Annotated in this window: 12 protein-coding genes and 2 pseudogenes; all 14 read left to right on the top strand. The window is 58.8% G+C overall.

What is annotated here, in order from left to right; translation table 11 throughout:
- A pseudogene (locus L6637_RS43060) lies at positions 1 to 332 on the top strand (IS110 family transposase); the annotation flags it as partial.
- Positions 333 to 341: 9 nt separating this feature from the next.
- Positions 342 to 1,226, top strand: a pseudogene (locus tag L6637_RS38725) (IS3 family transposase); the annotation flags it as partial.
- 1,596 nt (positions 1,227 to 2,822) lie between these two features.
- Positions 2,823 to 3,653, top strand: a complete 831-nt coding sequence (locus L6637_RS38720) for an SDR family NAD(P)-dependent oxidoreductase (RefSeq protein WP_232995639.1) — start codon at positions 2,823 to 2,825, stop codon at positions 3,651 to 3,653.
- Positions 3,654 to 4,240: 587 nt separating this feature from the next.
- The gene (gene nifD / locus L6637_RS38715; RefSeq protein ID WP_128929919.1) at positions 4,241 to 5,743 is read left to right on the top strand and encodes a nitrogenase molybdenum-iron protein alpha chain; all 1,503 of its coding nucleotides are present in this window, start codon (positions 4,241 to 4,243) and stop codon (positions 5,741 to 5,743) included.
- A gap of 85 nt (positions 5,744 to 5,828) precedes the next feature.
- Complete coding sequence (nifK, locus tag L6637_RS38710) at positions 5,829 to 7,373, top strand: nitrogenase molybdenum-iron protein subunit beta (protein ID WP_128929920.1); 1,545 nt, start codon at positions 5,829 to 5,831, stop codon at positions 7,371 to 7,373.
- A gap of 117 nt (positions 7,374 to 7,490) precedes the next feature.
- Positions 7,491 to 9,053: a nitrogenase iron-molybdenum cofactor biosynthesis protein NifE gene (nifE, locus tag L6637_RS38705; protein WP_128929921.1), complete on the top strand. Its 1,563-nt coding sequence runs from the start codon at positions 7,491 to 7,493 to the stop codon at positions 9,051 to 9,053.
- Between the two features lie 11 nt (positions 9,054 to 9,064).
- Positions 9,065 to 10,447, top strand: a complete 1,383-nt coding sequence (nifN, locus tag L6637_RS38700) for a nitrogenase iron-molybdenum cofactor biosynthesis protein NifN (RefSeq protein ID WP_128929922.1) — start codon at positions 9,065 to 9,067, stop codon at positions 10,445 to 10,447.
- Positions 10,448 to 10,467: 20 nt separating this feature from the next.
- Positions 10,468 to 10,878: a nitrogen fixation protein NifX gene (gene nifX / locus L6637_RS38695; RefSeq protein ID WP_128929923.1), complete on the top strand. Its 411-nt coding sequence runs from the start codon at positions 10,468 to 10,470 to the stop codon at positions 10,876 to 10,878.
- Positions 10,879 to 10,978: 100 nt separating this feature from the next.
- Positions 10,979 to 11,128 carry a DUF269 domain-containing protein gene (locus tag L6637_RS38690; RefSeq protein WP_232995640.1) on the top strand — a complete coding sequence of 50 codons (150 nt, stop codon included), beginning with the start codon at positions 10,979 to 10,981 and terminating at the stop codon, positions 11,126 to 11,128.
- 11 nt (positions 11,129 to 11,139) lie between these two features.
- Positions 11,140 to 11,373 carry a CCE_0567 family metalloprotein gene (locus L6637_RS38685; RefSeq protein ID WP_128930194.1) on the top strand — a complete coding sequence of 78 codons (234 nt, stop codon included), beginning with the start codon at positions 11,140 to 11,142 and terminating at the stop codon, positions 11,371 to 11,373.
- Entirely contained in the window at positions 11,279 to 11,611 is a 333-nt protein-coding gene (fdxB, locus tag L6637_RS38680) for a ferredoxin III, nif-specific (RefSeq protein ID WP_128929924.1), read from the top strand. Before L6637_RS38685 ends, fdxB begins: the two co-directional genes overlap by 95 nt.
- Before the next feature lie 846 nt (positions 11,612 to 12,457).
- Positions 12,458 to 12,760: a HesB/IscA family protein gene (locus tag L6637_RS38675; RefSeq protein WP_128929925.1), complete on the top strand. Its 303-nt coding sequence runs from the start codon at positions 12,458 to 12,460 to the stop codon at positions 12,758 to 12,760.
- Between the two features lie 113 nt (positions 12,761 to 12,873).
- A complete protein-coding gene (gene nifT / locus L6637_RS38670) occupies positions 12,874 to 13,089 on the top strand; it encodes a putative nitrogen fixation protein NifT (protein ID WP_128929926.1) in 216 nt (71 codons plus the stop codon).
- Between the two features lie 515 nt (positions 13,090 to 13,604).
- Positions 13,605 to 13,802: a hypothetical protein gene (locus L6637_RS38665; RefSeq protein ID WP_164934261.1), complete on the top strand. Its 198-nt coding sequence runs from the start codon at positions 13,605 to 13,607 to the stop codon at positions 13,800 to 13,802.
- The last annotated feature ends 44 nt before the right edge of the window (positions 13,803 to 13,846 follow it).

Genomic DNA, 13,846 nt, shown 5'->3' with positions numbered 1-13,846 from the left:
CAGTGCATTGAACACCAAAGGAGCAAGACCGGTCGGAAACCTAGCCAAGCCGCGCGTAAAGACCAAGCAGGTCAACATCCCCACCTTCGATGTCAGGACCGCACTGTACGGAGTGCTGGGCGTCGATTGAGGCGGTGACGGCGACGGCTCGCAAGATTGCGGTTTTATTCTACAACACACTCCGGCACGGCATGAGCTACAAGGATCCTGGCGCCGACCAATATGAGCAGCAATATCGTAGCCGCGTCCTCGCCAACCTACAGCGCCGGGCGAAATCGCTAGGCTTCGTGTTGCAGGCCCTCCCGGGCGACGCCAATCCGGCTGTTTCTTAGGAAGTCGATCGCGATCTTTGCCGGAACCCGGACATGAGCTTTCGCTTCATCGAGGACCATCGCGACACCTATCCGGTGCGGCTGATGTGCGCCGTGCTCGAGGTCTCGCCGGCCGGCTACTACGCTTGGCGCGACCGCCCCGTGAGTGAGCGGACAAAATCCCATGCCGCGCTGCTGGCCGAGATACGGCAGGTCCATCAGGACAGCAGCGGCCGCTACGGCAGTCCGCGCGTCCATGCCGCCCTGCGCAGGCAGGGACGCAGCGCCAGCCGCGGCCGGATCGAGCGGACGATGCGCCGGCATGGCATCCGCGCCATCACCGCAAAGCCACGCCGTGTGCGCACCACCGACAGCCATCACGACCTGCCGGTCGCACCGAACCTGATCGCGCGCGACTTCACGGCGGAAGCCCCGAACCGGGTCTGGCTCGGCGACATCACCTACATCCCGACCGCCGAGGGATGGCTTTATCTGGCCGCCGTCATGGATCTGTTCAGCCGAAAGATCGTCCGCTGGGCCATGCGCGATCACATGCACGTCGAGCTCGCCTCCGCAGCCCTGACGATGGCAATCCGGGAGCGGCGGCCGCAGGCCGGATTGATCTGCCACACCGACCGGGGTGTGCAGTACGCTTCGCACGCTTATCGCAGCACCCTTATGGAGGCCGGCATGACGGCATCAATGAGCCGCAGGGCCGATTGCTACGACAACGCCCCGATGGAAAGCTTCTTCCATACCCTGAAGACCGAGCTCGTCCATCATCGCAACTACAAGACCCGCGCCGAAGCTCAACGCGATATCTTCGCCTTCATCGAGGGATTCTATAACCGGACAAGGCTCCATTCCGCACTCGGATATATCCCCCCGATCGAGATGGAGCTAAAAGCCGCTTAACCCGTCCACTTTATCGGGGGAAGATCAGATCCAGGTCAATGTGTTGGGCGCCGAACGTCGGCGGGATAGAGTTACTTCGAGTAGGTCTGCCCGGTCGAGGAAATCTTGCAGGCCGGGGAGAGGGTCTGCGGCATCATGCGGCTGGGATGGCTCATAGGTTCTGTTCACATGGTGTCGGATAACGCCCTATCGATCAGGACGGCGCAAATGACTTACATGCTAGCAGGCATCGGCTGGCGGAGTTCCACATTGAGTTAGCAGCCGCAGAGCGCAGGCTGAGCGCGGACTCTGTCGCTTCTTGCATTTTGGTGAATCCCACCGCGTCCAATTGCTTATTCACTGCGTCGCACAAATGTAGATCGCGACGCTGTTCGGGATCCCGTTCCCACCCCGAAAGCGGCGCTGGCAGCCGAGCGTGCGAAGGTTTGGCGATCGGCGCTGAGCCGTTCGCTGTGGCCTACGCCCAACAGCTACCTTACGGAAGAATGTCGGAACCAAAAGAACTCGAGCCATTTTCTGCGGCCACCACAATGTCTGAAGATCCTCGGCATTCATTCAGTTCCCGAGAACTGCCGGGCGCCGGGCCGGCCTTAGCGAGGCACCTATGTTGTATGCCGCATGAGAGCTCAAGCCCGCCGAACTCCCTGGGAAGCAGCGATCATCACTGCAGGATCGATGCGCCTTTGAAGACTGCTCAGAGACGTTCGGCGGATTTTGCCGGCGCGACGATCACGATGTTCGCGCGCCGGGGACCTTCAGATTGCCGATTGCAAGACACAATCGGTGGCTTGATCGGCGCAATAGCAAAATGGCAGCTCCTGGCTCGACGAACCCACGGCTTGACATCTGTACTACTAGCGCCACTCTTTCCGCTCGCTGGCCTCCGGCCCAAAGCAGCTTTTTTAATAGACAACTGTGAGACCTTCTCACTTATGATCAAAACGCCGATTGGCCATTCCACGCCCACGCGTCGAGCCTATCTAGCCGTCACTTGCACATGAACTTCGCCTCCAGCCGAGCTCTCAATGATTGCGCTTCAAAAGCACAAGGCCATAGCGGTCGGCCGGCTTGTCCGCAAGTCAGCGGCAACAACATCTTTGTGCAGCAGGAGACGGCCGTGATGCCAAGACATACACAACTACCAGGAACGAAGGCGGACACCCGATGGCATCGATGACGGTGCGTCGGGACGCTGCGGAGAAACTCTCTCGCTCGTGTCCTCGGGCGTCCTGTAGCGACCGCTGCGGCGCCGGGTACGCCAGCGTGACCCGAATCGGCGCTTACCAGTAAGCTGACAGGATCATACCCAATGAGCGCCGGTTTTCAGTTTCATGTAGCGGCCGTGCCGTGCCGTCTAGACGCCGTTCTGTTCAAGCGGGATCTGTCGACGAGCCTCGCTTGTTGGAGTGTGATGACGCGGCACGCCACGCTCCGAATCAAAGCGGCCCGCCTCGTCCTACACTCTACATGTCGCGTAAGCGACATCGAGCCGCGCACATCGCGACTACCGGCCAGGAGACGCGTGGCCCGGGTCCTGCAGGGCCACCTGCTAGCATCATTAGAGTGCGCCCGCCGAGGCGCTATCAGGAGCTTCGCGTGACCCTCAATCTGCTGGACCGCCAAAATGTAACAGATGGCGCGCCAGCGCCCGCCGCGTGCCCATCTAGCAATAAGCGGCGCACTCAAAATGCCGAGGGGAAGACGCTCGTATTGACTGGTGCTTCCCGCGGTATAGGCCACGCGACCGGCAAATTGTTTTCGGCAGCTGGATGGCGGATCATCACGTGTTCTCGGCAGCCATTCGAGGGTAGCCGTTGTCCTTGGGAAGCAGGATTGGACAACCATATTCAAGCCGAACTTAGCGACTCTCGAGCGTTGCAGCACGCGATCGCGGAGATCAAGGAGCGGCTCAATGGCGGCCCTCTGCATGCGCTTATCAACAATGCGGGCATTTCCCCGAAGGCCGCTGACGGCACCCGATTAAATTCGCTGAACACTCCGGTCGACACCTGGAAGAGCGTGTTCCATGTCAATTTGCTCGCACCCATCATGTTCTCGCAGGGGCTCTTCCATCAGCTAACGCTCGCTTCTGGTGCAATCGTGAACGTCACCTCGATCGCCGGATCGAGAGTGCATCCGTATGCCGGTACTGCCTATGCGACATCAAAGGCGGCACTTTCGTGCTTGACCCGCGAGATGGCGCATGACTATGCGCCTTACGGGATTCGCGTCAATGCTATTGCACCAGGCGAGATCAAGACAGACATTCTGTCGCCGGAGACAGAAACCAATTTGATCCCAACTATCCCGATGCACCGGGTCGGAACACCGGACGAGGTCGCGAAGGTTATCTTCTTCCTTTGCTCGGAGGCTGCCAGCTATGTCACAGGTGCCGAAGTGCCTGCAAATGGAGGGCAGCATGTGTGATCAGACACCAAGAAGAGTTACTCACGCGCGATCGATTAATTGGCAGCTCCCGCATGGAGCGTTGAGCGCTCGCGTTACTCCCGACTAGCAATTCCTGATTCCGCAGTTTCGATCCAACGGCCACGCCGTACGAGCCAGGATAGCGCCGTTGCTCGCACGCCGCGGCGCGACCGCGATGGCACGCCTCTCGCCTGAGAGATACCACGTTTTGGCCCACGTTCCATTCCGGCCGCAGGAACATTTTTTATGAGCTGCCACATAGACGCTAGCCCCGATGCCCAAGGGGCGGCGGCCAGAAGGTGAAATTTATTAAGCGCGGCCTTTATAAAACAAGTCCCGCTAATATGGCTCGACGGGGCATGTCACATTTCGAACAATGCTACGAGTAAGAACATATCAGCACGCGGCTACGTCCACTTTGCGACAATCGGGTGCATCGACGCTGTCTGCCTCCGACCTTTTTCCTTCCTATCCGTCGGCACACTTGTTGCAAACGCCTTCTAATGCAGCCTCGCGTTAATAGATCGCCAGAAGCGCGCGCCGCGCAAGGCGCCCGATCGTTCAAGCACCGCATCCGAGGAATTCGTATGAGCATAGTCACTACCCAGAGCGCCGCGGAGATGAAGGCCCGCAACAAGCAACTGATCGATGAGGCCTTAAAAATCTACCCGGAAAAGACCGCCAAGCGCCGCGCCAAACACCTGAACGTACACGAGGCGGGTAAGCACGATTGCGGGGTTAAGTCGAACCTGAAGTCGATCCCCGGAGTAATGACGACTCGCGGCTGTGCATACGCTGGCTCCAAGGGGGTCGTGTGGGGCCCGATCAAGGACATGATTAACATCAGCCACGGTCCGGTCGGCTGCGGCCAATATTCCTGGGCTGCACGCCGCAATTACTACATAGGCAAGACCGGAATCGACAGCTTCGTCACCATGCAGTTCACCTCCGACTTCCAGGAGAAAGACATCGTGTTTGGCGGCGACAAGAAGCTCGGTAAGGTCATTGACGAACTTCAGGAGCTCTTTCCGCTCAACCACGGCATTACGATTCAGTCCGAGTGCCCGATCGGCCTTATCGGCGACGACATCGAGGCTGTGTCGAAGGCGAAGTCAAAGGAACACAATGGCAAGACCATTGTACCGGTTCGCTGCGAAGGGTTTCGCGGCGTCTCGCAGTCGCTTGGCCACCACATCGCCAACGATGCGCTGCGGGACTGGATCCTGGACAGAGTGTCGCCGGAAGCGACACCCGCGTTCGAGTCAACGCCCTACGATGTCACGATCATCGGCGACTACAATATCGGTGGGGACGCTTGGTCATCGCGTATCCTGCTCGAAGAGATGGGCCTGCGTGTGATTGCGCAATGGTCCGGCGACGGCAGCCTCGCCGAACTGGAAGCAACGCCCAGGGCGAAGCTCAACCTATTGCACTGCTACCGTTCGATGAACTACATCTCCCGACACATGGAGGAAAAGTTCGGCATTCCATGGTGCGAGTACAACTTCTTTGGCCCTTCCAAGATCGCCGATTCGCTGCGCAAAATTGCCAGCTTCTTCGACGAACGCATCAAGGAAGGTGCCGAGCGTGTGATCGCCAAGTACCAGCCGCTGATGGCCTCGGTAATTGAGAAGTACCGCCCCCGCCTCCAGGGCAAGACAGTGATGCTGTTCGTCGGCGGCTTGCGTCCCCGCCACGTAATCGGCGCCTATGAGGACCTTGGTATGGAGGTCGTAGGAACGGGCTACGAATTCGGCCATCATGACGACTACCAGCGCACTGCTCAGCACTACTTAAAGGACGGCACACTGATCTATGACGACGTCACGGGCTACGAGTTTGAGCGTTTCGTCGAGACCATTCAGCCAGATCTCGTCGGCTCCGGCATAAAGGAGAAGTACGTCTTCCAGAAAATGGGCATTCCATTCCGTCAAATGCACTCCTGGGACTATTCCGGTCCTTATCACGGCTATGACGGCTTCGCGATCTTCGCTCGTGACATGGACATGGCAATAAACTCGCCCGTCTGGAAGAAACTCAAGGCACCTTGGAAGGATACTCCAGCGCCAGGCCTAATGGCCGCGGAATAAAGGAATGCACAGATCTGGCTCCGCCTATGCGAGAAGGCGGGCCAACCTAGTCGATAAACCAATCGCCGAAAAGGAGAGTGCCGCGTTGACACAGAATGCCGAACACGTCCTCGATCACTTGGATCTATTCCGAGGTCCGGAATATCAGCAAATGCTCGCCAAAAAGAAGGCGCTGTTCGAGAACCCGCATGACCAAAGGGAAGTCGAGCGGATCAGCGAATGGTCAAAGACGCGAGAATACCGCGAGAAGAACTTCGCGCGTGAAGCATTGACTGTGAACCCCGCCAAGGCCTGCCAGCCACTCGGTGCGGTGTTCGCTGCCTCCGGTTTTGAGGGCACGCTGCCCTTCGTTCACGGCTCACAGGGTTGCGTCGCATACTACCGAAGTCATCTTTCGAGACACTTTAAGGAGCCAAGCTCCTGCGTCTCTTCCTCGATGACTGAGGACGCCGGGGTGTTCGGTGGTCTAAACAACATGATTGACGGGCTCGCTAACGCTTACAACATATACAAGCCCAAGATGATCGCGGTTTCCACCACGTGCATGGCCGAAGTGATCGGGGATGACCTGAACGCCTTCATCAAGACAGCGAAGGAGAAGGGGTCAGTCCCGGCACAATATGATGTTCCCTTCGCTCATACACCTGCCTTTGTCGGCAGCCACGTGACCGGGTATGACAATGCGCTGAAGAGCATCCTTGAGCACTTCTGGGATGGCAAGGCAGGCACCGCCTCCAAACTAGAGCGCAAGGTGAACGGCAAGATTAATTTCATCGGTGGGTTCGACGGGTACACGGTCGGGAACATCCGGGAAATTAAGCGCGTCTTCGAGTTGATGGGAATCGAATATACTATACTCGCCGACAACAGCGATGTCTTCGATACTCCGACCGACGGCGAGTTCCGCATGTATGATGGCGGCACCACGCTGGAGGACGCGGCTAACGCGATCCATGCCAAAGCCACGATCTCCATGCAGCAACACTGCACCGAGAAGACACTGTCCTTCGTCGAGGGGCACGGTCATGAGGTTGCCGCCTTCAACTACCCCATCGGTGTCAGCGCGACGGACGAATTCCTAATGACTGTGTCCCGCATGACCGGCAAGCCGATCGCGAAGGCATTGGAGCGGGAGCGCGGCCGTCTCGTGGACGCCATGGCAGACTCCAGTGCGTATCTGCACGGCAAGAAGTTCGCGATCTACGGCGATCCGGATCTCTGCTACGGGCTCTCTTCATTCCTCCTGGAGCTCGGTGCAGAGCCGGCTCATGTGCTGTCTACGAATGGTGGCAAGGCTTGGGCAGAGAAAATGGAGGAACTGTTTGTTAGTTCACTGTTTGGCAAGAACTGCTCTGCATATCCCGGCAAAGATCTCTGGCACATGCGCTCCCTATTATGCACTGAGCCGGTCGATTACCTGATTGGCAACACCTACGGGAAGTACCTCGAGCGCGATACCGGGACGCCACTGATCCGCATCGGTTTCCCTGTGTTCGATCGGCACCATCAACATCGGTATCCCGTCTGGGGTTATCAGGGCGGCATAAACGTTCTTGTCAAGATACTGGACAAGGTCCTGGACCAGATGGACAGGACTGGAGCGGACTATAGCTTTGATATCATCCGCTGACGTAAATGATTTGGTCTAGCGCCGGCCAGAGCAGGGTCGACGGCCGGTGTCTAGCCAGAAAGATCCACGTCGCGGCACAAGGCTCGCGCGGCGGGTCGAAGAAAATAGGAGATACGTATGAGCGTCGACACGTCCGCCATCGAGGACGTCTTCAACGAGCCGGGTTGTGGCAGAAACGACAACAAGACGGCGGCCGAACGTACTATGGGGTGCACTAGGCAGTTGAAGCCAGGAGAGGCGGGCGGCGGATGCGCATTCGACGGCGCCAAAATCGCGCTACAGCCGTTCACCGACGTTGCGCATCTGGTCCACGGCCCAATCGCCTGCGAGGGCAATTCCTGGGACAACCGAGGCAGCGCCTCCTCAGGCTCCGATCTCTGGCGCCGAAGCTTCACGACCGACATGAACGAAACCGATGTAATCTTTGGCGGCGAAAAGCGCCTTTATCAAGCGATCGGGGAGGTGATCGGCAAGTTCGATCCGCCGGCTGTCTTTGTTTACCAAACCTGCGTGCCAGCCGCGATTGGCGACGACATCAAGGCCGTGTGCAAGGCTGCCGTGGCCAAGTTCGGTAAGCCTATCATTCCTGTAAATTCGCCGGGGTTCGTCGGGTCCAAGAACCTCGGAAACAAGCTTGCCGGCGAGGCGCTGCTTGAGCATGTGATCGGCACTGAGGAACCGGACTATACCACTCCCTACGACATCAATATCATCGGCGAATACAACTTGTCCGGCGAGTTCTGGCAGATCAAACCGCTGCTCGATGAACTTGGCATCCGCATCCTTTCTTGTATCTCCGGCGATGGGAAATATCACGAGCTGGCCTGTTCGCATCGCGCAAAGGCTGCGATGCTAGTGTGTTCCAAGGCGATGATAAACGTCGCCCGTAAGATGGAGGAACGCTACGGCATTCCCTACTTCGAGGGCTCGTTCTACGGCGTGCAGGATTCCAGCAACTCCTTGCGGACGATCGCGCGCATGCTGATCGAGCGCGGCGCGCCGCTGGAGCTTGGAGGGCGTACCGAGGCTGTCATCATGCGTGAGGAAGCAAGGGTACGCGCGGCGATCGAGCGCTTCAAACCACGATTCAAGGGTAAGAAGGTTCTGTTGATCACCGGCGGTGTTAAGTCGTGGTCGGTGGTCGCGGCGCTGCAGGAGGCCGGTCTAGAGATCGCCGGCACCTCCGTGAAGAAGTCCACCAAAGAGGACAAAGACCGCATCAAGGAGCTGATGGGCCGGCACGCCCTTATGATCGAGGAAGCGGCGCCGCGCGACATCTACAAAATGTTGATGAACTCCCGGGCTGATATGATGCTCTCCGGCGGCAAGTCGCAGTTCGTCGCGCTGAAGGCGATGATACCTTGGCTTGACATCAACCAGGAGCGTTCTCAGGCGTACATGGGGTATATTGGCATGGTCAAGCTGATGGAGGAGATTGATAAGGCGCTCTACAATCCAATATGGACCCAACTACGCCGTCCCGCGCCTTGGGACGAAGCGGAGGTCAATCGGCAGACCAACATCCCGCACACGGATTCGCACGCCGCAGAGAATTCCACCGCCGTGCGAGGTCATTCCAGCGCCGCCGGATTCAAGGAACGCGCCAATGCCTCGGGCAGGTGGGTCGTTGGGCACATTTCCGCTGCGCAGGCAACATGCGCCGTCCAGGCGTCGGAATAGGGCGTCTGCCAATGGCCATCGTCTCCACCTCCGAGAAATCCTGCACGGTCAATCCGCTCAAGATGAGCCAGCCGATCGGCGGCTCTTTCGCCTTTATGGGCCTTCGCGGCGCGATGCCGCTGCTACACGGCTCCCAGGGCTGCACCTCGTTCGGCCTGACCCTGTTCGTGCGGCACTTCAGGGAGGCAGTGCCGATGCAGACCACCGCAATGAGTGAAGTCGAGGCCGTGTTCGGCGGTCAGGAAAATGTCGAACAGGCGATACTTAACATCTACAATGGTGCGAAACCGGAAATCATCGGGATCAATTCGACCGGCCTGACCGAGATAAAGGGAGAGGACGTCGAACGATTCATTTACCTGATTCAGCAAAAGCACCCACAGCTCGAAAGGCTTCCGCTGGTTTACGTCTCGACCCCGGATTTCAAGGGCGCGTTCCAGGACGGCTGGGACAAGACGGTCGCACGAATGGTGGAAGTCCTGGTCCATCCCGTCGAGACGGGTCGGGCGCGGGATCCCGCTCGCATCAATGTTCTGCCGGGCTGCCACCTCACGCCAGGCGATCTCAATGAGCTGCGGACGATCCTGGAGGATTTCGGACTGAAACCATCCTTCCTGCCGGACCTGGCCGGTTCGCTCGACGGTCAAATTCCCGATGAGTTCACGCCCACCACGATCGGCGGCATCGGGGTCGACGAGATTGCGACAATGGGGCAGGCGGCATGGACGATCGCGATCGGCGCGCAGATGCAACGTGCGGCGGAGGCCATGTATGCGAAAACAGGCGTACGATTTCGCTTGTTCGAACGCCTCTGCGGCCTCGTTCCCAACGACGAGTTCATCGCGTTTCTGAGCAAGATCAGTGACCGGCCAGTTCCGCTAAAGTACCGCCGGCAGCGCGGCCAACTCGCGGATGCTATGTTGGATGCGCATTTCTACATCGGGGGCCGTAAGCTGGCGATCGGCGCCGAGCCGGACTTGCTCTTCGATCTCTCCAGCATGCTGTACGACATGGGTGCCAATATCGCAGTCGCCGTGACCACAACAGCCTCCCCCGTGTTGCAGCGTATCAGGACGGAGGAGGTCCTGATCGGAGATCTCGAAGATCTCGAGGAACTTGCCAAGACCCACGGCTGCAATCTCCTCATCACCCATTCGCACGGCCGCCAGGCGGCCTCGCGCCTTAACATCCCGTTTTTTCGCGCTGGCTTCCCGATGTTCGATCGTCTTGGCGCCGGCCACCAGCTCTCAGTCGGCTACCGCGGCACGCGCGATCTCATCTTCGGCCTCGCCAATCTTGTCATTGCCGATCGCGAGGCGAAGCACCAGCCGACGCCCGATACTTGGCGAAGCGTTGACCGCGACTTCAAGACCGTCCCGTCCTACCCGCAATAACCCAATAAGGAGAATAGATCTTGAAAGTCGCTTTTGCCACCCAGGATCTGAAGTGCGTGGATGCGCATTTCGGTTGGGCCAAGAACATCGCTATCTACGACGTCACTCCGGACGCTCACCGCATCCTTCAGGTCATCGAGTTCGGTGACGATCTCACGGAAGATGGCCGCAAGGATAAGCTGACGCGGAAAATCGACGCCATCAAGGACTGCACGATCCTTTATGTCGCTGCGATCGGCGGCTCGGCCGCGGCACGCGTCGTTGCCAACAAAATCCATCCGTTAACGGTGATCAAGCGCGAGGCGATCGAGACCCTCTGCATCAAGCTCGAAGATGCGCTGAAGGGCTCCCCACCACCCTGGTTGCGCAAGGCGCTCGGAGGTACGAGCAAAGCCCCCCTCCATTTTGACGACTGCAGGACGCTTCCATGACAGACGCTGCTTAACCCGCTTTCTCCCGCACTGCGACTCGAGTCGGCCGCGCTCGCAATCGAGAAAGCGACTGGCGTCATGATCTTGACGATACTTAGAGATGCACCTCGAAGAATTTGAGCGCATGGACCTGCTCGGCGGCCGGTTCATCGTCATCAACAAACAACCGCGCGACGTGAACCGCTTAGACTTCGACGATTTCGGCACGCTCGCAGCCACGGTTAATATGTCTGTCGGCCGAGCGGCGTAGGCCAATCGGACCTGCACGATCTATCGACGGCGCTTACGCCGAACTTGGCCTCGATCCTGAGCGTCGCGCAGAAGGCTCATGATGCCTTCACCAAGCTTGATCGCAAGCGCAAACAGAAGAGACAGAAAACAGCGCAAAATGATCGCAATCATGTCCTACGTAACCCGCGACGGACGCGCCTGGATACCGGACTATCTGGTATCAATCGATACCCAGAAGTGCATCGGCTGCGGCCGCTGCTATAAGGTTTGCGGCCGGCAAGTCATGACGCTGAAGGGCATCAACGAGGATGGCGAGGTCATCGGCCTCGATGATGATGATGGTGACTTAGAGAGGAAGGCCATGGTGATGCAAGACGCCGGTGCATGCATCGGCTGCGGCGCCTGTTCGCGGATCTGTCCTGCGAACTGCCAGACTCACACCCGGCCGCTTGAACTCGGGCCGGAGTGGACGAACCCGCAAGTCGATCCGCCGCCGTTTTAGGCAGCGTTCTTGGCCTCCGCAAGCCATCTGTCGGCCCGTGGGCGGCTCGGCGCCGGACATCACTGCGACGAACCCGATCGCACCCGTTCCCCCGCGTAACTTTTCTACTTGGAACTGTGAACACACCGAGCCCGGTGAACCTGACGACGGTCTGCTCTCTCGTGCGACCGTGCTCTGAGCCTCGAGGGCTTGTCCTTGAACAGACCGAACCCGCTAGCCGGCGTTGTGCGCCTGTACCACCATGCTCCGGTGCAAGTTGTTTTGCCGCAACCAGTGGGCAGCTCCTGAGCACGTTGTTCTTAGTGCTATGGAGCTTAGGTTAGCGCGGATGTGCTTAATGCCTAAGGCTCGGCAAACGCATCGCCGACAGCGAACTATTCGTCACCACGCCGATCATCGCTTACGACGCCCTGACCGTGACGCCCTAGCTTTGGGGTACGCCACGGCAGCGTTGAGACAACGAAAAAGAGCCGTTCGTGTCTGGTCCGATCGACCTCCAAGAAGGCGACGCGGGATGGGATGATAGTACACATCTATGGACGAGTCCGCCGACAGCGCCAGAGTTAGCGCCGCCGACCTGTCACAGGCGCGATGGTTTTCGGCCGCCTTAGTCCGCCGGCGTCGACGAACGTTTCCATACATGGGATTCCGGACTGCTGTGTGCGGTACGCCCGGTACAGCTGTGCCATTCCGCTTCTCGTGCGCCACCGAGGCCGGTTGTCGCAGATCCGACACGCGAGGCGGAGCAACGGGCGGTGGCGGCGAAATGCCAGTGATTTCCGTCTTCTGTGTGCTCTGGCACGAGAGTTGCGATCTGTTGAACGATCCATAACAGCGGGACGTGCGATGATTGATTTGACGGAGAGCGCGGTGAATGCGGTGAAGGCAGCGATCTCGATGGCGCCGCAACAAACGAGCGGTTTGCGCATCATAGTCGAAACCGGCGGCTGCGCCGGGTTCAAGTACGTGATGGCCCTCGCCGTGGAAGCCAATCCGGACGATACTGTTATCGAGCGTCACGGCGTCAAGCTGTTCGTCGATCGCAAGAGCCTGACGCACCTCAACGGCACCACCATGGACTTCGTCGTGGGTCTAGATGGCTCCGGTTTCACGTTTGATAACCCCAATGTGAACTCACACAACGACTAACGAAGTAGCGATGTGATGCACGCACTGCCCGAGTCCCTATGGAATCAGAGAGCATCGCATCCGCCGTGCGAAGAGCGCACGAGCAGCGGCTCCCGCAACCAGAAGTTCAGATCATGAAAGTCACGATCCGCCGCTCAACGGAGACCGGTCTGTCGATTTACGTGCCGAAGAAGGATCTCGAGGAGCCAATCGTCGAAGCCGAGCACGAGACGCTGTGGGGCGGGTGGATCAAGATCGCCAATGGCTGGGTGCTCGACCTGCCGCACATGGCCTCCGACACCCAGTTGCCCATCACGATCAGCGCCAGGAAGCGGGGCGGAGAGGGATAGGAGTGATGAATGCGCTCGCCCCATACACGAATTCGCCGGCCCCACCCCGGCGCTGAAGCACATCAGAAGACCTCACCAAGTCCGCCCATGCCCCGTGAGAAGGCACCCCTGCAAGCGCCTTCGCCAAGCCACATTCGTTTTCGCCGCTTAAGTTGCCGCCAATCAGAAGAGGCTAGTAAAATTGCGCAACGGGAAGCCCTCTTCGCCGGGCGCTGCCATTTGACCCCGCCCACCTGGCGTAGCCCGCACCGATCTCGGCGATGATCGCTGGTACGGTTTTTTTTATGGCAAGCCGCGAAAGAAGGATGGACCACAGTCATAAGGCGTGCTGCATCGGCTACGGTCTTCACGTTTTTCGCCTGCAGCAGAAAACGGGCAACTCCTGCGCACCTACCGGGCTGTTGAAGAACTCAGCCGCGTCTACAGCGAACGCAAAGTCGTCGCCAATGTGGATCTAGAAGTGGCTCATCGCCGACACATGACAACTCGGTGCGGGGCGATCCGTGGCGGGTGACTTGGCAGCCATCAAGGAAGCCCTTCAGGGCAGCGAAGGCACATTTGTTGTCGGGCTTGTCCTCGAAGGTGAGATGCGCCTCTTCGACAAGATCGAGAAACTCTCTGTCCCGGTTGTCCATCTTGACAATGTTCGTCAGCGACCGGCCAAGCCCCAGCCGAAGCCGTGCACCTTAGCCTTCAGCCCGGTCCCGCGATAAGATTCGGCAATCGCACCAGCTTGTAGGCGGTGGCAACGAAGATA

The sequence above is a fragment of the Bradyrhizobium zhengyangense genome (genome assembly GCF_022012435.1).
Lineage (GTDB): Bacteria > Pseudomonadota > Alphaproteobacteria > Rhizobiales > Xanthobacteraceae > Bradyrhizobium > Bradyrhizobium zhengyangense.
This window is presented reverse-complemented; position numbering and strand designations above follow the sequence as displayed.